The sequence below is a fragment of the Bacillus sp. 220_BSPC genome (genome assembly GCF_001054655.1).
GTDB lineage: Bacteria > Bacillota > Bacilli > Bacillales > DSM-1321 > Peribacillus > Peribacillus frigoritolerans.
Map to the genome: position 1 here is coordinate 1 of NZ_JVPL01000279.1, position 26,134 is coordinate 26,134.

Consider the following 26,134-nt stretch of genomic DNA (forward strand, 5'->3'; position numbering starts at 1 on the left):
CGATCACACACCTTTTTTTAGAGTAATAGTATCAGTATGTCCAAGATTTAAAGATTAATTTCAATTGTCTTCAAGTTCTTGCACCAGAACCGATAATATGGTTCTGGTGCAAAAACTACTCGCTAGAAACATAGAGTGTCGATTTCTTTTACATTGTTGGCTTATGAAGCCAATCCAAACAATTTATGATTTTGGGCAGACTTCACTCCTTGGTGAACTTGCTTCTTTTTGATCACATGCATCGCTTCTATGCCACTCATAATGTAAGTAGCTGTGTAAAATGATTTCAATCCTAATATCATTTCATTGGTCGCACCCCCACTACCAGTCCGGTTTCTAATTGAGAGTTTTTTGGAAGCAACTTTTGGGCAATCCCTTCATATTCTTCTGAAATAATGAATCCCCGGCTTTCAGGGTTTCTTAGTATATATTCTACTTCCGGTCCAACCAGGCGATAGTTTATCGGTACAATGATGACTCCAATTTTGGACAGCCCGGCCATGATCTCGACATAAGCAGCATGTTTCTTTAACATGACAGCTACTTTATCGCCTTTTGCGTTGTTCGCGTGAGTGTTCAACTCTTCATATGTCTTGATTTTATCTTGAAAAATAACAGCCTGCTTATTTTTGTACTTACTTGCATTTTGCTTTATAACTGTACCAAATGTCAGGATACTCTCCACCTTTCCTAATTATGACTAAGACCCCTGCTTTAATTTTTAAACACATTAAAAAGCCTAATTAATAGGCTTTTCAACTGGATAATTGTCTCTACTTCTTCTTTTGAATATTATTTTCCAATTATTTCAAAATGTTTTTAGCTTCTCTACTTTTCTTTGAGTTGTTTTTGTACCTTATAAATTTTTTTCAATGTTACTGGTACAATTTCATTTGCAAAGCCTATCTGTTGGTTTGGGTGTATTTCTATGATAGTTCTAGAAAATTTAATGATTTTATTACATCAGAACGAAATCTTTTATTTATTTCTTTGGTTAATAACGATATAAAACTGGGGTCAATTTCTATTTTTTTTGCTTTAAGATAGGTATTAATTAATAATTCATCGCTTAACTTTTGAAGCAATATTATTCCCCCTTCAACACCTTTTTAGAACTCTCAATTCTTTCCTTACCACGCAGCTTAACATCAAAATCAAGATAATTCGTTTTTAAGTAATCTTCTACTCAATTACGTCGTTGTTTATGTGGTTTAGTACTCTGTTTTCTATTAACAATACCAATCTTTCAAATTATAAAAACCTATAAGCACCTTCTTAAATTTTCTTAAAGGTAATATCCTGTGACTTTTTTAAATAATTTTTACACCAGAACCAACTAAGTCGCCGACTACTTTTACTTTAATTAGTAATGCATTTCCAGGTAAATACGAAAGTGGTATATCTTCTACAGAAACCACCGATATAGTGGCATTATTTGCTCCCGCCTTTATTGCCTCCTCAGTAGCTAACTTTTTAGCATGATGGATAGCATCTTCACGAGAAATTCCTTCTAAACTATAAACCTTTTCAACTTCACCACTAATTTGACCAAGTGCTGCTCCAATTGCATTTGCGGCCTCAAAATGTTTTGGCCTAACGACCTCTGAAACCCCTTTCAAAGAATTCGAAACAATAATGCTCCCACCACCTGACAAAATAAGTGGTACTTCTTTTGAGCTCGTTTTCATTTGATCAATTGCATCCTCTAACATATCTGTCATTTTTTTATATACATTATTACAAAGCTCTATTGATAACTGGTCAACCTGCATTGCTTTATCCTCAAAAGCATGTCCTAAACGCGTCACAACATCTGAAGTAGTTAATACATCTCCACCAAAAAGAAGTGCTTTTCTGGTAATCTCATAGCCTACACTCTCCGGCCCAATCGTAAAATTTTCGTCTAATCCAAAAATGCGAGTTCCACCGCCCAGCCCAATTGATAAAATATCAGGCATCCTAAAATTAGTATTTACACCACCAATTGTTACAGCTAAAGAAGACTGTCTTGGAAATCCTCTTGTTAATACACCAAGGTCACTTGTTGTTCCTCCAACATCAAGTACAATGGCATCCTTTAATCCTGATAAATGGGCTGAACCTCGAATAGAGTTTGTTGGCCCGCACCCCATGGTCAGAATCGGATAACGAAGGGCATAAGCTGCATTCATTAATGTCCCATCATTTTGACTGAAAAACATTTCCGCTTTAATATCGAGATTACTTAATGCCTTAGAAAATCCCTTAATAACAGTTTGACCCGTTGTCATTAAGGCTGCATTTAAAATAGTGGCATTTTCACGTTCTAGTAAACCGATACTACCAATTTCATTAGAAAGAGAAATGGGAATATTTCCAAGTTCTTCCTTTACCCAGATTGAAACATTTTCTTCTTGTTCTTTATTTACAGGCGCAAACACACCCGAAATAGCAATACTTTCTACACTCCCCTTTATTTCTTTACAAAATTTCAACACTTCTTCTCTATTTATCTCAGAAATCAATCGTCCATCGAATTCATAGCCACCAGAAACAATAGTAGAAGCTCCTTCAATTTCTTCTCTTAAATCTTGTGGCCAATCTGTAAACGGAGGGATAGCTGTTGTAGCAGGCTTCCCAATTCGAATAACACCTACTTTATTTAGACGTTTACGCTCAACAATAGCATTCGTACAATGCGTTGTTCCAAGCATGGCATATCCAATATCACTAGGCTCTATTCTGCTTTCTTGTACCACTTTTGCGATGGCTTCAAAGATCCCACTTTCTACATCTTTTGTAGTTGGTACTTTAACCGTATGAATAACCTGTAAACGTTCGTCTAATAAAGCTGCATCTGTATTAGTTCCTCCAACATCTACTCCTAAGCGATACATTATCTTCTCTCCTTCTGTAGAACTTCTACTGGTTGATAGTCAAAATCGTACCCAAAATAACGAGGTCCTGCTGTTTCAATTCCCTTTGGCGTTCTCCATTTATCATGGCAAGGAAATGCAACGACTACAACACGTGTACCATATTTCATTCTTTCTGTTGTAATAGGGAAACCCGTTTCAGCATCTAAAACAGCAATCAAATCTGGTGTAGAACATAATAAATGCTCGCCTTCTTTCGCTACTAAATGCTCGTTTTGAAAATAGATGGAAAATGTTTTCCCTTGGTCTTTACGACTACCTTCCAACTTTGCACTACCTCTTGTAAAGCCTCCACTAAGCCTCCGTTCAATGTCTGAAATTTTGCCTTCAAACAAAAAATATCCATTTAATTCCTTTAACATTTTATTGATTCCTATTTGTTCTTTCACTTGATTATCTAACAAATATTCACCTATTCGTTCAACCAAAGAAAGTGTATCAGGAATAACCGACGTCTTGACATCCTTTCCAAACAGACTATATTCACAAACGGATGAGCTTCCTCCCATTTCAATCGTGAGAGCACGTGCTAATCGTTCTGTCCACACTCCATCTTGTGGATACAACACGACCGTGTTTCCTTTCTCATCAGCCATTGTAACAGGTGATGGGTCAAACCCGTCCAAATAGAAGGTTACCATTTGTGCTTCTGGAAACGCACGCCCCATCGCATCCGCATCTAACATTGGCAAACCTTTTTTAGCAGCAGCGATAATTGGAAATAAAGAGTTGATCCCCCCTACTTCAATTGGCATTACCACATCGACTTTTCTCCCCAGCACTCTTTCTAACATCTCCAATGGTGCTGTCATTTCATGTTCTGACGGTATTTTTTCAATTGCGACAGTTGGGGCACCCATACCAGATACAGTTACTACCAACTGGTCATCCTCTAATTCATCTAATGAAATTAACTTCACGGGTCCATATTTTCTAATGGCTTCTATCGCCATCAATTTCCCAATATAGGGATCTCCACCGCCGCCTGTTCCTAAAACGGCTGCACCTAATGCGATTTTTTCAACTGTCTGTTCATCTATATATCTCATTGTCCAAACTCCTCATTTTCTTTTTTGTCGATCGTTACTTGTTGAAACGAATCCTTTTGTTTCAATAGTTTTCCTAACACCGTTTGTACAATAAATCCACTTAAAACGCCATCAAGGGCAGAGACGCTTGTAAGGGAAAATAAAGCTAATCCTGACGGCTGTGCAGTTGTCAAATAAGTAATCAGCATTCCAGCAACCCAGGCAATGATCGAACGATTTACGACTGCCTTTGCCTCTAAATGTAGGTCATAGCGTTGGAACTCTGTTTTGACAAAAAAGTATTCAGCTACATAAATACCACCAATCGGTGCAATTATTATCGCCAAAATATTTAAAAATGAAAGAAATTGATCATAAATACCGAGAACTGCCAGGATTGTTGCAATGATTCCTAAAATAATCGTTAACCATTCTTTCTGAATTTTCGTGAAAACTATCGAAAAACCTAGCGAAGAAGAGTATAAATTCGACGTATTCGTCGTCCATTGTGCGAGCGTTAATACGAGTATTCCTGGAATCGCCAGTCCAAGCGTGATAAAAATTTTCATCATATCATCAGTTCCCATTGCCTTTGACATTAAAATAGCTAGGATAATCATGAAGCTGTTTCCAATAAAAATTCCGAAAAATGTAGCAATGATTGCATCTTTTTTACTTTTTGCCCAACGTGAAATATCCGGCTGCACCGTTGCTCCTACTATGAAAATACTAATAACAAGCGAGATCGCACTGCCAAACGTAAATCCTCCTGCTTTTGGAATACTTACGGGTATCGAATAATTTTTCAGCGTTAAAAATAAGGTGAACAGCATTAATCCTAATAATAGCGGCACAGACCACACGCTTAATTTCTCAATAGCCCGGTACCCAAAAATGGCGGTCGTCATCATCAGTAGACCGCCAATTAAAGAAAGGACTTTAACGTTGATGGATACGTGAAAGGCGTCTTGTAAAACTGTGTGCGCATTGGTAGCAAAAAAGCCCACTTGTACCCCAAACCACCCAAGTAAAGATATTCCGAGGACAATAGAAAACACTTGAGCACCATATTTTCCAAATACATACTTTGTAATCATTGATGTAGAAAGATTGGTGGAAGCTCCGACAATCGCACAAATCGTGCATAAAATGGCAAGAATGAGCGATCCGACACAAACCGATAAAATTGCTTGATTTAACGGCATCCCATTCGCTAATTCCGCCCCTAACATAACCGCAGATAAGTCGACCCCGATAGCGACTAATACCGAAAACATGGAAAACCATGATCTTCGCAATTCCTTTGGTACGGCCTCTCGTGCAAAATCTGTAATAACTTTTTCCTCTTTCATAGACGCAGCCCCCTATTTATAGTCACAATTTTTTTTTACTTTGTTCATCAGAGGAAGCTGCTTTTTCATGATCGTTATAAATTCCATTCCAATAAATGCTCCAGGTTTGCTCTACCCGTCTTTTAAATTTGTCTTCCTGGTGTTGATAATAGAGCAATTCCAAAAAGATTCCGTCCATTAAACATAGAAAGGAGGCAATTAAGTCATCAATAGGTTGATTTTTTAACACCCCCTGCCTAATTCCCTCCGAAAAGATACTTTCAAGCATCTCACCAAGAACCTCTTCCATCTCGCTAAACGTTTCTTTTACTTCATCGTTTAAAGTCGGAGGAAGGAAAAAGGTAAATTTCATATAGGCTGCCGTTTTCTCAGGTTGACTTAAATGATAATGACATATCGCTTCTAATATTTGATAAAGCTTTTCTTTTACCGTTCCATTTGTTAGATTGTCAATTGAACTTTTTATGTGACGGTGATTATCTTGCAACAGATCCTTATATACAGCCATAAATAAATCTTCTTTACTTTTATAAAAAGCATAAATGGACGGCGTTTTAATACCCACCTCTTTAGCAATGCTTGAAAGAGTTGCACGCTCATAGCCTTTCTCAGCTAATTGCTTGTATGCAACGTCTTTAATTTTATTTTTCGTCATCAACATACCACCTAACTAATTTAGTTAGGTATAATAATACTAACTATTCTGATAAATTACAATAGCTAAATTCTGAAAATTCTTTCAACCAACTGGTGAATTTCAGTTAAAGGGCAAATATGAAAGATTGGCTGTCGGTCTGTTTTTTTTGAAAAAACATCCTTCACAAAAAAGGCCTAGCTTTCGCACTAGGAGCAATTCTCTCTAATCGATTAAATTAAAAATCACATCTCCATTAAATGAAGTTATACCAAAATAGACCCTTTGGGAGCCAAAGGGTCTATCGTTTTTCTCTTTTATTGTTTATGTATGATTTTATTCAATTAAAAAAGGATATTTTCTCTAAGCCCTCTTCCGGTATCGGCCCCGCCTACGCCAGATACTATGACAGCCACACATGCCATCCAACCCATCTTTATTATAACAGAAAGCGCTTACATTTCCAAGGATTACTAGAAAACATTTTTAGAATTCTTACTCTACGATTTAGTGTTGCTTGGTTGTTCCTCTTAGTAGTTTCTCAGCTTCAATTATACGGGGACCATTATCATGTATGTATTCAAGTGAGATCCCCCTTCTTAATGCTGATTGTTCCATTAATCTAATTTCATGATACATGGCATCAGACAAGATTCCCTTTTCAATGTTCTTATTTATTTCAAAATAAAACCCAGCAAATAAATCTTACGGTAATTTATCGTAAAGGGAACATTTTTCTTTCACCATAAATCACCTCCTAATAAGACCATACAAAAAAATAGTGTAGATTGAAAGATTTTTCCAAGAGTAAAAACATAATTGGGGTAGCATAAGTAAATGTGGATTTACAACGTTTAGTAAGTTTTGATGGTCTCAATGAATCTGCGGAAAGTTCAGGTTGCGCCCGGGCCGATATTTTCCCAGTGGCTTCCCAATGATATCTGGTGGTAAACCAGTAATACGTGTATATTCAAGATTGATCATTCGTTCATACCCATTATGATCAATCATTAGAACACCGTCATTGATTGACTCTATAATTGCTTTCCACCAGCCTATGCTGTTTTCACTAATTGAAGCTGTGTTTTTATTATTTGATTGCTCTTTCAAGGAATAAACTCCCTTCCCCCTTATATACTATTGTTAATCCAAAATTACCTCTTCATTTAGTTCATTTTTCAGCTTTTTTCGTCTGGATCATTTCTTTGATTTTCTCTCTAAATCTCTCATTCGTAAAAATATCCTGTGTGGTTGTTAAGTGTCGCTTGGCATGTCTGGCGAAGTTAGTCGCTGCCAACCACTGACCACAATATGGACATGGAAGCTGTGCGTCTACTTGCCATTGTGTCGTTACAAATCTATTTGTATTTGAATGACTTCTTTTTGCAACCTTATTGACTACCTCTGTATTCACATTGACTACATCATCATTCATTTTGTATTCGTCCGTGATTGCTAGTTCCCCAGATACCCTTTCATTCCCTGCCATTTCACGCTCTACCAGGAGACAAACCGCTTCACTGATAGATAAATTCAGTTCGTCACAGTAACCTTTGAAATCACCGTACAAGCTTTCTGGGATGCGTGCGGTTAATACCTCGGTCTTTTCTCTTCTTCTCCGATTACGTGCAAATTGTTCCAAGTATGTCATGCAATTCCCTCCTAAATCATCTTATTGACTTATTCTGTATTCATCACCATACTTCCTTCAACTCATCCTGTATACAATTCGAATCATAATCAAATCACTTTGAAACATTTGTTTTGAATCACCTTGTATACTTGCATATTAGATTGAAATATATATTCTATCGAGGTTATTTCTAAAATAATTTACAAGTAAACCTCACGAGAGCAACAAGATAAATTTTTCTTCTGGAATCTATGGGATTGTTCTTTTTAACTCTCCTATCGAGTAGTTTTTTTGTTCAACTTACTTATGTATTCCAGAACTAGGACGATGCAATGTTGAATAAGAGAATATGTAAGTCAACACTTTTATTCTGCGTGCAAAATAAAAACGACAATTAAGTCGCCTCTACCTTTTTAATAAAAATCTTCTAGCAGCTAGTTTCGTTGTCCCACCCATAGCCCCCATCATGCCTCTGCCCGACCCAGATGAATACCACATGTTTCTAAGGACCGAAGGACTCTTAATCAAGAGAATACAGCATCCCATGAGTAATAGAAAATTAAGAAATGTAAGATTTTCATTGATTAATATACTTAAAGCTATTACAAATAAAAAGATTTTGGAAAGAATCGTAACGATCTGACTTAGTAATTCACGCCACCAAACTCCTAAATATTCATTATCATCCGCAATAACCGACACACAAGCAAGCGGACTTAATAAATATAGGAACATCACATCCGCGTGGAATATCGCTACTGAAAATAAGAATGCAATAAACGCTATTGCAAAGACAGCTAACAATATAAGAAGAGCAGCCCCTTGGAAATGAAGTGTTTCAAAGTTTCTGGGTTCTAACATAGCAGCTATTTTTTCCTGACTAACCTTACTTCCTTCTCCAATCATCCAATTTCCCATATTATAAGCAACTTCTTCTAATAAGATTTTCTGAACAAAAGGCATCGCTGGAATCAGTAGGGCGCTTTTTAACGTATTTACAATCACAGGTCCATATGCAATGGCATCTCCTGCCGCATTTCTTGACATAACCTCTATAACCTTATATAAAATGATCGTTACAGCTATCGTTGAGGTTAGGGCAAGCAAAAGATTATTGACGGATGAAAGGAACTCTACTTCAGCGTTTTGCTTCAGTAAAAGATCATTACACATTAAAAGTGCCCATTCAATAAAATCCTCTAGCATTCCCTGAATGGCTTCTACAATCTTTTCTTTAAAATCAAACAAATTGATTCACCTCTTATTCAGGATCCTGAACGGTTACGATTTTCCAAACGTCTTCCTGTTTATCTAAGGTAATTAATTTGTGATCAAATCCACTGCGCTCTATATCAAAAGTAAATATCTTCTTTTCTTGGTCAAGTGAAACATCTTTAATTTCTGTATTATGTGTAAATAATATATTAGATTTTGTTTCTCCATTACTAAGATCGTCAGCTTTATTAAGCGTCAAAAGATAAAGTAGCCTCTTTTGATCCTCTACTTCTAAATCTTTTGAGAGAGCAGCAATATTTTTTTCTTTTAACTTCTTCCAAGCGGTTACATTTGCTTCATCACTTGTTTTTGCTTCAGCCACCTTCTCTTGATCCTCAAATGAAGTTAACACACTGTTTATCACTTCTGTCGCCTTTTCTTGCTCAACCTTCGGCTCAAAGCTTTCACCACCTCCATTACAAGCAGCGAGTAATAGAAGTAAAATGAATGTTGGTATAAACAACGTTATTTTTATCAACTTAAGATCCCCCTTCTTTTGATGGATTGGTACTAGAAGTAGTATTCATTTTAGAAAAGAAGCTCATGGCCAGTTCCACTTGTCTTTCAGCCTCTTTTTCAGCTTTTACGACCTGTTTCTCATGCATTTCAACTTCCGCTTTTTCTAATGTTTCTTGCCGTTCCGTTGATTTAATATACTCATCATATTCCTCTCTTTTCCCTTCCAGCCAATCCAACACTTCTTGTGATGGTTTATTCTGATAACTTAATTGGCTTACACGTAATGAGCTCGTTACATTTGGAAACAGGACATATTGATAGGCTTTTTTAACCCTTATTGGGTGTTTTCCAGTGATGATTACGATAGCGTCATCTTTATGCATCGTTAAAATTTCATCGACATTCATCAAGTTGCGTGCTGAATAAGAAAAGCTTGAGGAAGAAGACGAACTGGATGATTGTCCTTTTGATTTTGAAATTGAACCAGTTTCCATTTTCGCGGTGGTTTTTCCCATTAACCCTGAAAAGTATTTAGCGGTCGTTTCATTGACATTCCCTAAACAGATTTTTGTTCCACAGTTCCCTAAAATGGATTCTGCTTGTTCCCGGCCATACTTCTCTTGCAATTGAGTGATGCTTTGAACGATGGTAAGTACTCCAATTTCGTAGCCCCGGCAGGTTGCCAAGAATTTTTCATAGTCGGGAAACTTTCCTAAATTCGGAAATTCATCTAAAATAAAGATCACTGGTTGAGGAAGCTTAGCTCTGTTTTGAGCTCCTACTTTATATAACTCCTGAAACATTTGGTTAAAAAATAAATTAATTAACCCTTCCCATGTAGAATCCATAACGGGAATAATCACATATAAGGCCAATTTCCTTTTTCCCACATCACCTAAAAAGAAGTCGGAAAAGCTTGTAAATCGAGAGACCGAACTTGAAGTAAAGTCACCTATCGTCGTAAGTAAAGAAATAATAATATTCGCTCGCGTTTTTTCTTGGGATTTTTTAAATCCTAACTCATAAGCCCTTCTAGCTGGATGTGTTTTGTCCATTCTTAAAAACTGTCCATCTAGCTCACTTGCTCCGTCTTTACTTGCTTCTGGGTCAAATTCCTGTAAGAAATCTAACAAACCCGTCATGTTACGTTGTTCGGGTGGTAATTCATGAACGGCGTATAAGATAAGTGCTTTTAACAAACTAAATTGGGCATTGTACCAAAAATCTTTTCGTTTCGGGTCATTTTTGGAAGCGATAATGGCATTCGCTACCGTGGAAGCCTGTATTTCCTCTCTAACGTAATCGAAGGGATTATATCGATCTGAGTATCCCATTTCTGAAAAATTCACCACATGGACTTCATAGCCTTGTCTACGTTTGACTTCGGAAGTTAGTTCATAGACCTATAGTGATAGGTAAGAGTTTGAAATTATCGCCGTCTTTTCCCCCACTTCACACCGTACGAGCACGTTTCCGCGCATACGGCGTTCCATCGTTTCCAACTGACTTATTTAAGCTACGTTGTTATCGGTTCATTGCCAGACGCTTTCCTCAGTGAGTTCCGTTTATCCAATTGTTTCTTGTTTAGATTGAAGTACCTAAGGTACTTAGCGATTTTATCAACACTGGTGATGTGAATCAGCCTGTGTACGAAAATATCAATAATAACTAGGTTGGAGTATTTATCTGACCCATCTTCTGCCCTTGGTATAACATGATGGCAATGGACACGATCAACTCCAATCGGCTCACCTGTGACATAACATCTTCCATATTGTGCGATGTACTTTGAGATACGATTATCATTGTACTCAATGCTCCTATTTTTAGAGTAGGTGTTCATCACTTGTGTTTGAACATCTCTAGGAATCGCTTTAAGACCTTTGTGTACTTTACTGCGGCCTGCTCTTGTATAGTTACAGATACTTTGACTAAAATTCCATGGGTTTTTATGATGAACCCCTGTAACTGGTAGGAGTGGCGCTTCTTGTACAGAAAATATCTTAGTGTTAGGTTTTATACCTTTAGTTTTCTTTCTAAACAGTACGCTTGTTTCACTGAACTTTACCGTTGTAGCGTTCTTTTTCAGCCTGGCTTTTATGGATTTTAAGAGAGCGTAATTCACATCTGTTAAATCCATGTAAATTGTTGTGGCATATCTATAGTAGTTCTGAATTCCAACAAGGGTAATATTGAACCTCTTTACTGCTTCAGCAGTAGGCTCATGCTGTATCTCTTTAACTCTATTCTTTAAGATTCTCTTCGTTTTTGAAATTGACTTATTGCTCATTGATGTTTTCGCAATGTAGCCATATCTGGCTTTATTTTGCTTGACAATTTTGAGCTTGAATCCTAAGAAGTCAGAAGAGTTTTTCTTCAGGTTAACTACGTTAGATTTTTGTTCGTTAACTTCTAATCCCAGTCGGGATTCGAGAAAGTCAACAGTCGCATAATAGAAACGTTTGGCTTCTTGGTATGTGCGACACATGATTTTAAAATCATCTGCGTAGCGTACGATGTAACCAGCTTTAAGCTTTGTATATTTCCTAGCATACTGTCTGAATCCAATAGAATTTGCTCGATGGGGCTTATATGTTTCACATTGACTACTTATCCACCAATCTAGTTCATTCAGAACTATATTTGACAAAAGTGGTGAGATAATTCCACCTTGCGGAGTCCCTTTATTAGGAATTCCTTCACCTTCAATTTCAGATTTTAGTAGCTTGGAAATAATGCTTATAAGTGATTTATCTCTTATTCCTAGAGTCCATATCTGTTTGAGCAATTTTCCATGGTTGACATTATCGAAGAAACCTTTAATGTCAATGTCAACACAGTAATGTTGTCTTCCGACATTTACGAGGCTTACCATCCTACTAAATGCATGATGTGTACTCCTATTCGGTCGAAAACCATAACTATGAGGATGGAACTTTGCTTCACAAATTGGTTCAAGTACTTGAAGAATAGACTGCTGAACTAATCGGTCCCAAATCGTCGGGATACCTAACGGTCTTTTCTTGTCAGAACCTTCTTTTGGAATAAATACTCTTCTCACTGGCTGTGGCGTATAATTCGTTAACCTTTTTCTTACTTCACAAATAATCTGGTCATCATTTAAATGCCATATATCCTTGATAGTAAGACCATCAGTACCAGCCGTTTTACTACCCTTGTTTGTTTTGATGTTACGATATGCCAATCGTATATTTCTTTCTGAACCAATAATTTCAGTTAACTTATAAAAGTTGTTACCGTTTTGACTACTTGAATAAAGTCCGTCATACACTTTTTGCATGTCGTAATATTCATTGTGTCGCAACTTGGTTTTCTTCAACATGGGCTGTAACCTCCTGTCTTATCTGGAGAATTACATCTCTTAGTCTTACTCGAAACCATGTATGAACCATTCTAGTAACTGTCAGTCTTCAATCGACTAGTGGCCATCCCTCCACGTTCGTTACACGTTTCATAGGTACTATGCCACCACTTTCACTGCTATAAATCTAGGTTATACAAGTAGGTACTATCCCTATTGTTTTCCCTAAAACCGTTTCATTGGATAGCAAGTCCTCAACGTTAGCAGCTTACCACGTTCCGTTATTCCTATCTGTACATACACCATTAGGTTTCCCCTATGAGCCTGCTACCGTAATATCGCCTGTAACGATATATGGATTTTCATAAAGGCGAGTCTTACTAATCCACAGTAGCGACACTTATATGTGTCTGTAAGCCTTTCGACTTACTTCCGATATAGACCCGTACCATCAGGGATTCGTCCGCACAAACCACAATTCGCATTTGGTTCATTATGTGCATCCTAACCATAGGTGTTTTTTAGACTTCCGGCTTATAGGATACATCGACCACCTCTGGACGACTTTCGAACTCATAAAGAGTTTACGGTATCTCTCAGCCGACTTCACCGAGCTTCATACGATTAAGTTCTTGCTAACTACCTCGCATGTCGGAGGATTAAAGGAAGCCCTTCAGGGCGTTACCCCATCATTTGACTTCTCGGAATAACAGTTCATTGATGAACTATAGAGTTCGACAATGCCTAAGATTTTCACTTAGGAACGTGTCGCGCCGCCTTTGGGATCCGTTACCACTAAGGAACATTCTTTTTCATGTAACACATTGGGCACAACATACCCTTGCGTTTTGGATGAACCAGGGCCCCCGACTACAAAGTGGTTTCGATTTGGAAGATTCGAATCCGTTGGCTGCACAATCACTGAATGGTTTAAAACGCCTGCTATGATCCCATTATTTTTCATAAAATCGGAAGCCACGTCATTTCTCCCCTTTCGAATCTAGCATACTCGCATCTAGATCCTGCATAAGCTGTTTGGCTGGAACCTCAACCGTCTCACCATACGTAAATATTTCGTGCTTTTGAGCAAATCTACTTGAACCATGAACACCGTATTTATCCGCTAATTCATATTTACCCTTGCCGCCATTCGTAAAAAAGACCATAAAGACGGCTAATACGATTACAGCTGCACTACCCATGAGGAAAAGTGGATTCTTTTTTTCAATCATGCTGGTGGATGTTCCAATAGGGTTCATGAGGTTTTCAATGACAAAGGCCATTAACGGGGCACCGGATATGTTGGCTTGATGTGCCGCAAGAAACGGAAGAATACCCGCTATGTTGATCACAATCAGTTCAAATATGGCTAATAAAAAGGCCATTAACAATAGGCGTATTCCCATCACTTTCAAAAGGATCCACTCCTTTTTGATTACTTTCAATCTCTGTAAATCCGACAAAACATTCGATACACTCAGTTCTCTTCAAAAGGTTCGAAAGACCCCATTAACTCTAATTTATCAACGAGCCTTTTCTCTCCATCCAAAGCGATCGTGACCTCATACAGTTGATTTTTCCTGGGGAATGCACTGCCACCTACAGAGTATTGTGTTTCCATCTTTACCAGCGCTTTTGCTTGGTCTTTTTCAACAGCACTTAGATAAAGATGTAAAGATTTCACTTCATTTTTGAATTCAATTTCCATACTGCCCATTTCTCCTGAAGCTTTCAATTTTGAAATAACGGACTCTGCTAACCGACCTTTGACCTGATCAAAACGTGAAGCATAATTTTTGTTATCGTAATTAAAAAGTCCTCTAAAAGTTTCGTCTACAAAGCTTTTAACCTCTTCACTATGTTCAATTTCATAATAGGTTGCATTCCGTTGAAAGGTATTCAGTTCCTTGTCTTTTGCATTCACTTTACTTTTCAACTGACCCATCTGTTTTTTGGTTTCGATATTTTGATCTTCTGCTTGAGTCATTATGGTCTTTTGACCAACATACATAAATCCTAAAATCATATTCGCTAGGATGGATAGTCCTAACAACGTAGCGAAAAATTTATTCATGGTGTTTTCCTCCTAATGGGACACTCTACCAAAACCAGCTAAATGAGATTTCCAGTAAGACGAATGTATGTCATGGATTCCAATACCCGAACCGTTAGAATCAAACATTTTGCCATCTCCTATGTAAATCCCGATATGTGTGATATATTTGTTGGTCTCATAAGTTCCAGTAAAATAGATAAAATCACCTGGTCTTGCTTCAGATGGCGAAATTTTCGACGACACATCATATTGTTCTTGAGCAGTTCGTGGTAGCTTTATCCCCACTTTAGCAAATATCCATTGTGTAAATCCCGAACAATCAAATCCTCTATGGGGATCTGAACCTCCCCATACATATGGCCAGCCTACATATTTATTCGCTTCTGTGATAATCGCATTAAATGCTTGTTCCCCCAATGGGGAAACATCTTCACTACCGACAGCAATTCCCGTCGGCATTAGATTTCCCATCACTTTCTCCACATACGTATAGTCTCCATAGCAGTAAGGTGCCCTCCAATCCAAACAACTCCATCCTTGTTTTTCAGTTTGGGCCAATGAGAATTGTTGGGCTAATTCAATGGAATGTTTTTTTCCGTTTGAAGAAATAAAACTCAGGTAACCAGAACCGAAATTGTATGACTGAACAATAGCTGGAAAATCCACCCCGTTCTTTTGTCCATCCTCTAACACCGATTTAAAATGTTGAACCCCTAAATTCACGGACATTACCGGGTTTTGAATGGCGTTTGGCGGTAACCCGACAGATTCAGAACTTTGCATAATATCCAAGGTTTGTGAGTTTCCTATTTCCTGATACATGAGGGCCAGTAGAAAATCCGTGTATTCCGGTATTCCGTACTTCGTCGTATATTCTTGAAGCAGGCCCTTCCATTGTTCAATATGAGGTGGAACATTAGCCGTTCCAAATGGTGAGTTAATATATCCCTTTGGCTCCTCTTGAGATTGAGTTCCGAGTAATAAGCCCGCCATTAATATTAAGGAGAATACGACGCCTATCGTAATTTCCTTCCAGTACCGGACAACAAAAACGGTTCCCTTCACAGCAACTGTTGCCGACACTTAATTAAAACCCAATTTCTTATCAAGTTTATCAAGTTCCGTTTTATATGTTGTGAGCTCCTTATTCTTTGGATCAAGCTGTTCCTTAATATCTTTTGATTTTACGTCTTTCTTTTTTTTGAGACTCTTTATTTGTTGTTCTAATTGAGCCACTTGGTTTTGCAATTCCTTTTTTCTGATCGTAACCGTTAATTCTTTGTTTTTTAACCTCTTATTGAGATCGTTGGCATCTGTTAGATCCCCGTGTTCAGCAAAGGCTTGTCCGATTCGAAGTTGTTGGTCCTCATCCTTTGTAAAAGCCTGCATCGATAACAAAACGCTGTAATCATAGCTTACTATTTTCTTTTCGATGTCCAGATAGTCACTTTCAGCTTCTAATTCTAGTATTTTTTCCTTTTTATTCGCTTTATATAAGGCTTCCACACTAGGCTTTATCAAGTTATCGTCTGCCTCTATTGCCTGTTGATATTCACCTTTTTCAAAGAAAAGATTCGCAAACTCTTTTTTTGAACCACCCGTTTTCTTCAACAAGGAAAGGGCATCATCATATTTGTCTTCACTTAATAGTTTATAAAATGTTGATTTTTGTTCAGCTTTTTCAAGTTCTGTTGCATAAACCATTTCCGCTTCCTTGACTGCCATTTGTTGAAGAAAAAAAGCCAAAGTAAAGACTGCAGCAAAGATTCCGATAGAAATTCCTGTAAGGATCCTCTTTTGCTTTTTGATTTTTTGTTTTTCCGCTTCTAATCCGAAAAAATGCATCGTTTCCTCCTCCTGAAGTTTACTAGCAATCAGCTCTTTCAAATCCTCAACGGAGCCAGCATTTTCAATCCGGAAGAAAAACTCATCTTTTTCCTTTTTAAGCAGATTTTCTTTTTCCCGTTTATACTTTTCATAGGAAAAACGGGAAAACATTGATAGGGTTAAAATTTTGTATTGTTCTAATTTTTCAATATGGCCTTCAAAGGGCAACCATTGATTGCTTCTGTATAGAAACTTTAGTTTTTTCATATCTTTAAAGAAAATGTTTCTTGGGTGGATCAGCACTTTCCCCTTAAAATTGTGTAAAGGATCCAATTCTAGCAACTGATTTAATAAAGCAAGCCGTAATACGGTTGAATATGATTTGGCTATTTGTAGAGGTTCGTAACATTCCTCCATTTCATAATCAAGAATCAAGCGATCGTTTTCTTTTTTTATATCTTTCAGTGTAAAGAAATACGGGTGTTCTTCCTGAAGTTCTGTAAGGTCCTCTACCCGTTCAGCCAACACCTTATTTGTCGCAATTTCTAAACGATAGTGCCTATTTTTAAGGATGAATAACGTTCCGAGTTCAAATAATTGGATTTTCACTGTTGTCTCCCCCTTTACAGAACAAAATTTCGAACTTCTTCTTTTTCAATGGGAGTCATTTCATTCCTTCCCTCATAATCAGGGATTTCATCAGGATCTAAACCATATTTTTCAAGGTACCGTTTTTTATTCCAAAGTCGTAGCTCTTCTTGCGTGAGCTCAACCCGAATAAATGCACGTTGAGACCCGTAAACAATTAATGCCTCTCCCTGACGTTTCGCTCGTAATAAGGAAATCTCTTCATCAGAGAATGATAGATTGATTTTTTTAACCACATCTTCAACACCCTTATTGTCCAGTCCAAAAAATATTTTTGTGTGACTATTTTCAATCATAGCTGCCCCTAGGTTATCCTCGGTATCCAGTACATCGATAATTTGTTGCGTGCCTGCGATAGCGCCGGCATTATACTTCCTAAATCGTTTATAAGCTTGATAAAAGAATCTCATCGAATCCGGGTTCTTTGATAAGAAGTGGAATTCATCAATAAATAGGTACACCAATTCCTCTTTTGTTTTCGTCACTTCATCCCATAGGAAACCAAAGATATTAAAGTAACAAGCAGCCTGCACATCCACTTCATTTTGTAGGGATTTTAGATTAAAAGAGAATAGAGAGTTGTTGATATTCACGTTCGTATGGCCATTGAATAACGAGTTAGATCCATGAACATAACTTTCCAGGATAAAATAAAAATCCTGTATTTTTTCATAGCGTTCTAAATCATTTGTCTTCAATGTACCTAAATCGTCATAAAAGTCCTCGAGAATCGGGAAGTCCTTTGCCATTAAACTTGTAAAATTGCTCTCTTCATTAATGGAAAAACGATTGTAAAGGTTGATCAGTGTCTTATCTAAAATACTAGATTCAACCTGGGATAAGTCAGCTTTTAAAACTTTGAAAAAGGCCTTAAGACGTTGAACCTTTTGTTTAACAAGGTCCCTTATGAATTCCGAATCATCATTAAACTCTTCGGTGTCCGTAATTTCTGTGGAGAATATCTCCAAAGGGTTGATTTTCGTTGAACTATTACTACTGAGATGAACAACTTCACCTCCAAGGATTTTCACAATATGCGAGTACTCATTTTCTGGATCAATGATATATATCTTGATTCCCATGGCGTAGCAGCGAAGAATCTTTTGAACCATAAAGGTAGATTTTCCAACACCTGATGTCCCAATGACCACCATATTTTGATTTAATGTACGTTGTGTGTCCAAATAGTCTATCGCAACCAACGAATTGGTTGTTTTATTGATCCCTTCCACCTGAGCCGTCGGGGATAAATAGCAAATCTCTGAATCGTCGAACGGAAAGAAAGAGGAGGCCGCTTCACTGTTGCACATCTGATAGGTATAATCCTTTAATTGATTATCCCCTAAAGGCAGAGCCGACCAGAATGCCATCGGTGTTGCGTAATGAGGGTTTAGAGCTTTCATTCTTAGTTTCGTTAATATCCTCTGGACATTGTCTTCTAAGGTCTTCAGATCTTCTAAGGATGCAGCTTGAATGAAGATGTATGTATACAGATACATAAAGGTAGAACGGTTGGATAGTACCTGATTTAGTTGATATTTTGCGCTTTCCAGTTCGGATTGCAACCTGATGCGTGTGGCTGGATCTCTTGTTTTTAATAGTTCCGCATCTTTATTTTTAATAGAGTCATTGTAATAGCTAATCATGCCTTCTGAATTGGACGGTTCTAGGTACTGGACAAAGGATATGTTTCCTTTTAAGCGCTTCAGATCCGATAGCCAGTTCCCTTTTTGTTCTTTAGGATAAGCAACGACAGCCAGCACCTTAATAAAGTTGCCACCACTTTCGATATAATTCTTATTTTCCTTCCAGACAAAAGGATAAATGGAATTAAGTTCTTCGGTCTCTAACATCCCATGCAAAATGTCTTCGGGACCTTGGTTCACCTGTTCGTCCTGCTTATTTTCACGTTTTATTAAAGAAAATAAAGTAGCTAAAGAAAAAGGCATTTGACTTGCTCCTTTCCGAACCGGTTATCCGTATAGTTTTGACATTTCAAAATCAAAGGATCTGTATAGCAACGATAACGTATTTTTCTCAGACAATTTTCTAATCGTTATATCGTACGTTTCAAAAGTAGATCGCAGGGAGTTTGTCATTTCCTCCACCTTTTTTGTTAGAATAGTTTCAGCACGTTCTAAATCTTGGAACGTACGTTTATTCATTTTCTCCCTAATGACAACAAAATGTTGTTTTGTCGACATTTCATCTTTCATCCTTATCCCTTGGAAATGATCGATGTAAGATGTGATTAGGGCTCGCTTGTATTCATTACCTGTGTTATCCTTATTCTCCAGTTCGTGCAAATAGCGTTTTTTCCAACCTAAGTTATAGGAACGGAAATCCACTGGAACCGTCATCGATATGGTTTGTAATTGATCATGGACTTGACTCATTAAGAATGAACCGTAATCTTCAAATAAACGATTCTGTTCATACTCCGCCAACAAATCAAGGTTGATACCACTCACTTGCAGAATGGACGTCAGATAACCATTTTTCAAAAGGACATAGTCTTTGTATATCCCTTCGATAATACTTATGTCTTGAATTGTCGATTTCCCTTTTTTAATAAGGGTTTCTACTTCATAGTCAAATTCTTCCCTATCCATTTTCTTATTATAATTAACCACGGAAATCATCCCTTTTATTCGATTTCATAAAGAACATCTTCTGTCTATTGTTGTAATAAATAATTCGTTTTAAATAGCTACTATATGTGATATTTGACCGAGCAGATATGGGACGTAAAACAGCAAAGGTTAAGGAGCTTAACAGCAAAAGGGCCATAAAGAACAATTTAACCATCATAAATCCCAATGTATAAGGGGGAATGAACAAGATAATGGCGGAAATAACGACCGCCGGTAATATATATCTAAAGAAATTCATTAATGATAAGCCCTTAACAATGTTATAAGATCGATCGACATTATCAGGGAAAACAAACGTTTTCCCCTTGCGACTGTTTTTTTCTCCAAGTAACGCTTTGAGAGCCTCTCTAAGCTCTTCTTTTTCAGTCATCTCTAGTTCACCTCAATTACGCGAATAACGCGTACATCCACGGAACAAGCCATACGATTGCGGCTGCTAACCCTACCCCTGCCAAAGCCATTCCTACTCCACGAAACATTTCGTTTTTGGTATGAGGATCATCCACGCCTGGTAATTTTTTAATGATGATCCATATGGATACGCAGATGCCTACTGTAACAACAAGCCCCGTTAACAATGTTTGCACTTGTTTCAGTCCCTCTTTGATTTTTGCTGATACATTGGCTGCTGCAGATGCTTGCTCTGGGGCGATATGTAAAAGTAAAAGAATTGCAGTAAACATCAGTAAGATTTGTAATTTTTTTAACGAAGTCATATGTTTCCTCCTTAGTCGTTTTCCCTATTTTCTTTGAATTGAATATCGGTTTCCACCTCTTTTACCTGTATTTCTTTCTGCTTTTCTAGTTGAATATGATTTTTTAAATTTCCCAACTGTTTCTCGGCCTCTTTCTCAGAGAAGTAAGGGGAAACTTTTTTCACTTTGCCATTACCACTCAATTTCCCAATATACGAGCCAACTTGATTTGAAATCACCTCAAAATCATGTTGTTTCGCTTGGCTTTCTTTTTTTATTTCCATTCCATAAAAGGCAAGGAAACCTTCTGCAATAGAACGACTATCCATGATAACTTCATCAAACATTACTTTCATTCCGGGGTTATCTCTTACTCTTTCCATCCATTTTTCTGCAATGTCAGGCAACCAGACGTCTCGTTCTTTTTGATTCTCTACTAATGATAACCTTGTCCCTTGACCATCATTTGAAATATTTTGGATTGTAACGGTCTTTCCTAAAAGATCTGAAGGAATAAAATGCTCTTCTAAAGCCCTACGAAGAGATTGTTTTCTAAGTTTAGGATCATTTTTAAGTTCCTCTTTTACAACAAAGGTGCGTGCTTGTTCTATATTTTCATAGGTTTTTAGGGTTGTATAAGATTTTGCTAAATTTAGCCGAAGTTGTTTATTGTCATGGAGGGAGAAAGCTTTTCCATCTCCCATAAGGAAGAATGAGTGCATTCTAAACTTTTCGAATCGGGAGGTGCCGAGTGTTTTTTGAAGCAGGTCCTCTTTGGTTGGAAATCCTGGTGTGACGATGTGCGCTTCCTTAGATTCTTGTTTATAGGCCCCGAAGTATGCATCTTTATCCTTCAGGATGAAAAAAACACTTTTTTCCTTATCGACTGGGAATGTTTCAATATAATTGCCTTTTATTTCAAATAACTGAGGGTGATGTTCCTTTATCATGGCGTAATATAGCTCATACTCAGCCTCTGTCCTCTCTTCGGTTGACCAAGAAATGGAATCTTGTTTCAAACTCTTCTTTTCCTGGTTCATGAGACTTGTCTTATTTAAACTTTTTTGTTTAGACTGTTCAATCATTTGTAGAATAGAGTCAGCAATCGTAAGCACGGAATCGTTGACCGATCTTTCAATCGAATCATTTCTCATAACAAGTTCATCTCCTTACTGGGTCGAAATGATTTTACAGAATGCAACAACTTAGAGTTCATCTGTATCTCATACACAAACAATTTTCCCTCCCACTAAAAAGGATGCTATTGCAATACCTTTGACGTTTCTCTTGTTTGTATTTTACCAGCGATATTCCTTTTATTGATTAAATCAGCCAAAAAATTACAAAAAATGAACCTATTGATGGGATTCGTAGTCATATAACCCTAACTTTTCTGGTTAGTATTCTAGAGACTTTAGTCTTGTTATTATCCTTTTTACTAATCCTTGATCTATTCTTTTCTGGCTAGAACTAATTTCAATTAAGATTTTTAAGTTCATAACGGTAAAAACCTTCTTTTAAGAAGGAAGAAAACAAAAATACGTGGCTGTATTATTCTCAAGGAATAATACAGCCGCGTATTTTTGTTGTTATATTACTGTTATTGTTCCATCATCTTAACGTCTTCCATATGCTTTGGAACATATTCATTAAATTGGTTAAATAAATAATTAAGGTAGGAGTTTAGTTCAAATCGATCTTCCTGTATAAAATGGACAAATGGGGTTTTATTTTCCTCTTCCATCTTTTCCTCCCCTTTACTTTATCTTTAATATCATTCAGAACCCTAAGCACACACCAATTTGAAATTCATTACACTTTCCGTTTGGATATAGTAATATTTAATAAATCATCATTTTTATAAATGTAGTATTGGCCTTGCCTACGCCAAGATACCATTGCCTGTTTTTATTATAAAAGAAAACGCTTACATTTTCCAATGCTACTTTAATACAAATTTTGACAAAACTTTCGAATATAAAATGTACGTCCTGCTTTGAGAACTTTGTATAAAGATCCAGCCACTCTATAGAACCCCCTATATATAAAATTTCCAGTTAAAAGAGACTGATTCGAATTAGTCGTTATTCAACGACCTTTTGAATCAGCCTCTTACATATATCTGAGCTCTATTTTTAAAAGTGTTTTATCCCTTTAAATTGGTCATCTTCCCCAACTTCAATAGTTTAGAAAGGGCTTCGTTTGATTGACCCTTACCTTCCTTAGCATCTTCTTCATGATTCACAGGCGCTTCAGATGGAACGATTGGTGAGGAAGCTGGCTTACTTTTCTGGGATACCGGCTGCACCATTTGCTGGGCAAGCGCCGTCCCTTCGGGATTCCCTACAATTAAAGAAACGATATTATAAAGAATCCTTTGCCCTTCCTCCGTTTTCAAAAGTGCTAATTGATCATTCGAAAAGGTGTCTAGTGGAAGGTAAATACCTTGTTCTTTATAAGATCCATTCCGAACCTTTAATCCATCTTCAATAAGCGCGCTAATAAGTTCATTTCTGCTTTTAAAGCTGTCTACCAACTCATTAAATTCATTAGCCCATTTTATCGAGGTTTTTGGGGTATATTGAATTCCCCTACCTGGAGTGACTTTTCTATTGGACAACGTTACCACCACCTTGTATCACAACTAAAGAAGATGCTGCTCCCACTCTTGAATTTTTATGCTTCAATTGATTGCTTTTCGATTTCAGCAATAATATTTTTCAAGAGATATGCCTTACTTGTAAAGAAACTGGCTTGATCGATATTCGGAGGAAATAAACAATCTTCATCTTTAAGTTCCGCTAGGTATTGATAGGCGAAGAGAAGCCCTCCCCCGACGATAATCATTTGCCCAACGTTTGTATCAACAAAATACCGGATGACTTTATCTTTCACTTCTTCGGCATATTGTTTTGTATATTTTTCTACAATCTTGGTGATATCTGCTGTTTTGGACTGCCATGTCGCTTTAAAGACAGGAGAATATTTAGGTTTATTAACCATTTTATCGATTTCCGGCTTGATGAACTTCCTCATGAATTCTTCACGTGTAAACGAAATCTTAGGAGTTTTATTCACCCTTTCAAAACGAGCCCTTATGCTGTCGAATTCCTTTAGTTCAGCTGCTTCTTTCATGATTAAATCAATATATTTATTTGTACCTATCAGATGGTTTGTAGATTTAGTTGAATTTAAACCATTTTCATCATAAAGAGCTAAATCCAATGTTCCAGCTCCCAAATCAGCTATGGCAAACTCATCTTGGATTTGTTTTGAAAATTCAGTTTCCACCACTTCACCATCCACTAAATCAAAGGCCAATGCTAAGTAGCTCGTTACGCCTTCCACATTAAGCTGAACATCCGTAATGTTAATGGTTATGGTTTTGCCTTTATAAGGCCCTTTTATTGCTGTAATTTCATGTTCACCCATATATAAGTTGATTTTTTCCGAAGACGCCTGTTTGGCTTCTTCAATTGGAAGCCCAAAACTCAATGGAACATCTACCTTATTGGTCTTACCCGATTTCCAAGCAGCTAAGGCTAATCCCGCTAAAGTTGTTACAACATGGATTTCATTCCCTAATTTATCTCTTGCATCACTGCTGGTTTCTCTTAAATTATTTTTGTCATTCGTTGAAATTTGAGCATATTCCCCTACTGTATAATAAGCATTTGTTCGATTCTTTGGTAAGGCTTTACTTTTAATATGTAAATGAAGGATCATATCATCAGGAAAAGATTTATCTGCGCTTTCATCTGGCATATCTTCTGCAGTCGTTTCCGCGTTTTCCCCGATAATACTCGCGATATTTAATGAAACAACATTTCCATTTTGATTGATATACGTAATTTTATTAGAAATGTTCCCGCTATCCACTCCTGCAATTAAATAATCCTCTTTAAATAAAAAATCAAGTTTTGTCATGGTCTTCCTCCTTCGGACTAATCTAGTTTAGTCTACTTACTATCCAATATATAGAGACTTCCTGTTAAAGTCAATGAAAAACTAGCGCTAAATTGACGTTAACGATATTCCACCGCTAATTTAATATCGTTAACTTAGCGGTATCCCGTCGCTTAGCACACACCTTTGTGATAAGCAGGTTTGTTTTAACTACATATTTGACGGTTATTTGACGTTAGCGGTTTTTTAACGCCTTTAATCACGAGAAAGTTAATCGCGATTTATTGCTAATCCATTCCGCGTTATTGCTACTTATCGTCAAATTAACGTTATCGGTCATTTAACGTTACAGGTTGTAGGATAATTCACTTCATTTAATCCATACTAAACTAGATTAGATTAGTTTAGTAACGAGATAATCATCCACAAATTAACGCTAATAATTTCATAACGTTGCATTCTATCGCTAAATTAATGTTATCGGTTATTTAACGCACGAAATGTAGAAGAAACTCATCACAAATCTAAACTAGATTAGACTAGATTGGCTGCTATTGTACTTAGAGATTAATCTAGACTAGATTAAAAATAGACGAATTCTTTCATTATTTCTATTAAAGCAAATAAACCTAGTTGATTAGTCTTTATCTAGTAGGTAAACTATAGATAAAGATAAATTGACGCTTAGCGATAGGTAGATAAAAATAAGCTATAGTTAAACTAGCGTTAAGAGGAGGGTTATCGTGACAAACAGAGTTCAGGCAAATAAGGATTTCATTATAGAAGCACTTCGTGACGATGCTTTATTCACTTCGTTGGTACTTGATAAGGAATACAGTGCCAAACTATTTAAAGAAGATATACTAGAATTGGATTCGAATGCCATGTATTCAACCACCGATTGTTCCGATAAGATCTTTAATATCGCTAATTCGACGTTAAGGTATTACGTTAGGATGCTAGAGGGATACTTAGAGATTTATGTAGAAGGTAGAAAGAAGCGATTGCCATTTCTCACTGTTTTTAAAATCCATATGACTTTACTGTCCATTGAGAGGGGAGAAACGATTTCCGATATTCAAGTTAAGTTATCGCTAAAGTCGATTCCTCAACAAAATGGCGGAAAAGCAAAAGGGAGTAAATATAATGAGGATACCTTAGATCAATTATTCTCGGAATTTGATAGAAGGCAGAATGTTATGATGAGAACCTTCACGCTACAAAACACAATCAATCTAATTGAAGTGGAGTTGCTGAGAAGGAGAACTGGAATAGCTGATAGACAAAGACAAATTGAAGTTATAGAAGAAAAGATTAAAAATCATCGGTTAAATCGAAAAATGGATCGACAGGCAGCGAATGTGTTACGAAAAAGTTTGGAGCAAAAGAAAAATACAGGCTTTTTCTCTTTCTTTGCAAAAAAAAGTACAGAAGATACTCTCAATATAGAATCTGACATACTAGTGGATGAAAGGGATATCAAAGCTGACCATATAGAAGTGGAACTCATTGAAGAAATAGATACAATAAGGCAGAAGATCAGTCAGATGGAAGAAGAATCACTTGCTTTAGAAAAAAGATTAAAATCCGAAACAGCACTTCTAACAAATGAAAGGGAAGTACTAGAACAAACGATGGAGGATTAATAAATCTTATTTATTTTTAGTCTATGTGATCTTTTATACGTAGGACGCTTGCTGGAAGTTGGGTATTAACATTTCTTTTTGTAG

Annotated in this window: 25 protein-coding genes and 2 pseudogenes; 1 reads left to right on the forward strand and 26 read right to left on the reverse strand. The window is 36.9% G+C overall.

Translation table 11 applies throughout. The features are described from left to right. Window positions 1–161: 161 nt before the first annotated feature. From ADA55_RS28850 to ADA55_RS22075, 26 genes and pseudogenes are all read right to left on the reverse strand, one after another. A pseudogene (locus ADA55_RS28850) lies at window positions 162–299 on the reverse strand (IS6 family transposase); the annotation flags it as partial. Continuing rightward, window positions 299–685 carry an AMP-binding protein gene (locus ADA55_RS21965; protein ID WP_048687595.1) on the reverse strand — a complete coding sequence of 129 codons (387 nt, stop codon included), beginning with the start codon at window positions 683–685 and terminating at the stop codon, window positions 299–301. The pseudogene ADA55_RS28850 and the gene ADA55_RS21965, both read right to left, overlap by 1 nt. 241 nt (window positions 686–926) lie before the next feature. Beyond that, the gene (sda, locus tag ADA55_RS28855) at window positions 927–1,085 is read right to left on the reverse strand and encodes a sporulation histidine kinase inhibitor Sda (RefSeq protein ID WP_105718837.1); all 159 of its coding nucleotides are present in this window, start codon (window positions 1,083–1,085) and stop codon (window positions 927–929) included. A 225-nt stretch (window positions 1,086–1,310) separates the two neighbouring features. After that, window positions 1,311–2,876: an ROK family protein gene (locus ADA55_RS21970; RefSeq protein ID WP_081088635.1), complete on the reverse strand. Its 1,566-nt coding sequence runs from the start codon at window positions 2,874–2,876 to the stop codon at window positions 1,311–1,313. Next, window positions 2,876–3,964, reverse strand: a complete 1,089-nt coding sequence (locus ADA55_RS21975; RefSeq protein ID WP_048687597.1) for a DUF917 domain-containing protein — start codon at window positions 3,962–3,964, stop codon at window positions 2,876–2,878. The genes ADA55_RS21970 and ADA55_RS21975 overlap by 1 nt, the downstream gene beginning before the upstream one ends. Beyond that, complete coding sequence (locus tag ADA55_RS21980; protein WP_048687598.1) at window positions 3,961–5,295, reverse strand: cytosine permease; 1,335 nt, start codon at window positions 5,293–5,295, stop codon at window positions 3,961–3,963. The genes ADA55_RS21975 and ADA55_RS21980 overlap by 4 nt, the downstream gene beginning before the upstream one ends. A gap of 22 nt (window positions 5,296–5,317) precedes the next feature. Beyond that, on the reverse strand, window positions 5,318–5,950 hold the full coding sequence (locus ADA55_RS21985; protein WP_048687599.1) for a TetR/AcrR family transcriptional regulator: 633 nt from the start codon (window positions 5,948–5,950) through the stop codon (window positions 5,318–5,320). A gap of 852 nt (window positions 5,951–6,802) precedes the next feature. Beyond that, on the reverse strand, window positions 6,803–7,039 hold the full coding sequence (locus tag ADA55_RS30780; RefSeq protein ID WP_048687600.1) for a PAS domain-containing protein: 237 nt from the start codon (window positions 7,037–7,039) through the stop codon (window positions 6,803–6,805). Window positions 7,040–7,100: 61 nt separating this feature from the next. Next, entirely contained in the window at window positions 7,101–7,580 is a 480-nt protein-coding gene (locus ADA55_RS21995) for a hypothetical protein (RefSeq protein ID WP_048687601.1), read from the reverse strand. A gap of 387 nt (window positions 7,581–7,967) precedes the next feature. Continuing rightward, window positions 7,968–8,810 carry a conjugal transfer protein TrbL family protein gene (locus ADA55_RS22000; RefSeq protein WP_048687602.1) on the reverse strand — a complete coding sequence of 281 codons (843 nt, stop codon included), beginning with the start codon at window positions 8,808–8,810 and terminating at the stop codon, window positions 7,968–7,970. A 13-nt stretch (window positions 8,811–8,823) separates the two neighbouring features. After that, window positions 8,824–9,315: a hypothetical protein gene (locus tag ADA55_RS22005; RefSeq protein WP_048687603.1), complete on the reverse strand. Its 492-nt coding sequence runs from the start codon at window positions 9,313–9,315 to the stop codon at window positions 8,824–8,826. 1 nt (window position 9,316) lies between these two features. Then, window positions 9,317–10,687, reverse strand: a pseudogene (locus ADA55_RS22010) (VirD4-like conjugal transfer protein, CD1115 family); the annotation flags it as partial. Window positions 10,688–10,812: 125 nt separating this feature from the next. Beyond that, window positions 10,813–12,639, reverse strand: a complete 1,827-nt coding sequence (gene ltrA / locus ADA55_RS22015; protein WP_048687604.1) for a group II intron reverse transcriptase/maturase — start codon at window positions 12,637–12,639, stop codon at window positions 10,813–10,815. Window positions 12,640–13,375: 736 nt separating this feature from the next. Next, window positions 13,376–13,597: a type IV secretory system conjugative DNA transfer family protein gene (locus ADA55_RS22020; protein ID WP_048687605.1), complete on the reverse strand. Its 222-nt coding sequence runs from the start codon at window positions 13,595–13,597 to the stop codon at window positions 13,376–13,378. Between the two features lies 1 nt (window position 13,598). Continuing rightward, window positions 13,599–14,033: a hypothetical protein gene (locus tag ADA55_RS22025; protein WP_048687606.1), complete on the reverse strand. Its 435-nt coding sequence runs from the start codon at window positions 14,031–14,033 to the stop codon at window positions 13,599–13,601. Between the two features lie 62 nt (window positions 14,034–14,095). Then, window positions 14,096–14,692, reverse strand: a complete 597-nt coding sequence (locus ADA55_RS22030; RefSeq protein ID WP_048687607.1) for a hypothetical protein — start codon at window positions 14,690–14,692, stop codon at window positions 14,096–14,098. A gap of 12 nt (window positions 14,693–14,704) precedes the next feature. Beyond that, the gene (locus ADA55_RS22035) at window positions 14,705–15,757 is read right to left on the reverse strand and encodes a lysozyme family protein (protein WP_053087450.1); all 1,053 of its coding nucleotides are present in this window, start codon (window positions 15,755–15,757) and stop codon (window positions 14,705–14,707) included. Continuing rightward, a complete protein-coding gene (locus tag ADA55_RS22040) occupies window positions 15,758–17,110 on the reverse strand; it encodes a type VII secretion protein EssB/YukC (protein ID WP_048687608.1) in 1,353 nt (450 codons plus the stop codon). 14 nt (window positions 17,111–17,124) lie between these two features. Continuing rightward, entirely contained in the window at window positions 17,125–19,098 is a 1,974-nt protein-coding gene (locus ADA55_RS22045) for a VirB4 family type IV secretion system protein (RefSeq protein WP_048687609.1), read from the reverse strand. Window positions 19,099–19,122: 24 nt separating this feature from the next. After that, entirely contained in the window at window positions 19,123–19,782 is a 660-nt protein-coding gene (gene trsD, locus ADA55_RS22050) for a TrsD/TraD family conjugative transfer protein (RefSeq protein WP_048687610.1), read from the reverse strand. Next, window positions 19,775–20,173, reverse strand: coding sequence for a hypothetical protein (locus ADA55_RS22055; protein WP_048687611.1), 399 nt, complete (start codon window positions 20,171–20,173; stop codon window positions 19,775–19,777). Before ADA55_RS22055 ends, trsD begins: the two co-directional genes overlap by 8 nt. A 16-nt stretch (window positions 20,174–20,189) precedes the next feature. Continuing rightward, window positions 20,190–20,519, reverse strand: a complete 330-nt coding sequence (locus ADA55_RS22060; protein WP_065421206.1) for a CagC family type IV secretion system protein — start codon at window positions 20,517–20,519, stop codon at window positions 20,190–20,192. A gap of 11 nt (window positions 20,520–20,530) precedes the next feature. After that, window positions 20,531–21,652, reverse strand: a complete 1,122-nt coding sequence (locus tag ADA55_RS22065; RefSeq protein ID WP_048687612.1) for a hypothetical protein — start codon at window positions 21,650–21,652, stop codon at window positions 20,531–20,533. Window positions 21,653–22,098: 446 nt separating this feature from the next. Continuing rightward, window positions 22,099–22,242 (reverse strand): hypothetical protein, encoded by a 144-nt coding sequence (locus ADA55_RS30150; RefSeq protein WP_171339038.1) that lies wholly within the window; start codon window positions 22,240–22,242, stop codon window positions 22,099–22,101. A 402-nt stretch (window positions 22,243–22,644) separates the two neighbouring features. Continuing rightward, window positions 22,645–23,118, reverse strand: a complete 474-nt coding sequence (locus ADA55_RS22070; protein ID WP_048687613.1) for a hypothetical protein — start codon at window positions 23,116–23,118, stop codon at window positions 22,645–22,647. A 56-nt stretch (window positions 23,119–23,174) separates the two neighbouring features. After that, on the reverse strand, window positions 23,175–24,425 hold the full coding sequence (locus tag ADA55_RS22075) for a ParM/StbA family protein (RefSeq protein WP_048687614.1): 1,251 nt from the start codon (window positions 24,423–24,425) through the stop codon (window positions 23,175–23,177). Between the two features lie 722 nt (window positions 24,426–25,147). Between ADA55_RS22075 and ADA55_RS22080 the strand changes: the two genes are divergently transcribed. Further along, the gene (locus ADA55_RS22080) at window positions 25,148–26,050 is read left to right on the forward strand and encodes a hypothetical protein (protein ID WP_048687615.1); all 903 of its coding nucleotides are present in this window, start codon (window positions 25,148–25,150) and stop codon (window positions 26,048–26,050) included. Window positions 26,051–26,134: the final 84 nt, after the last annotated feature.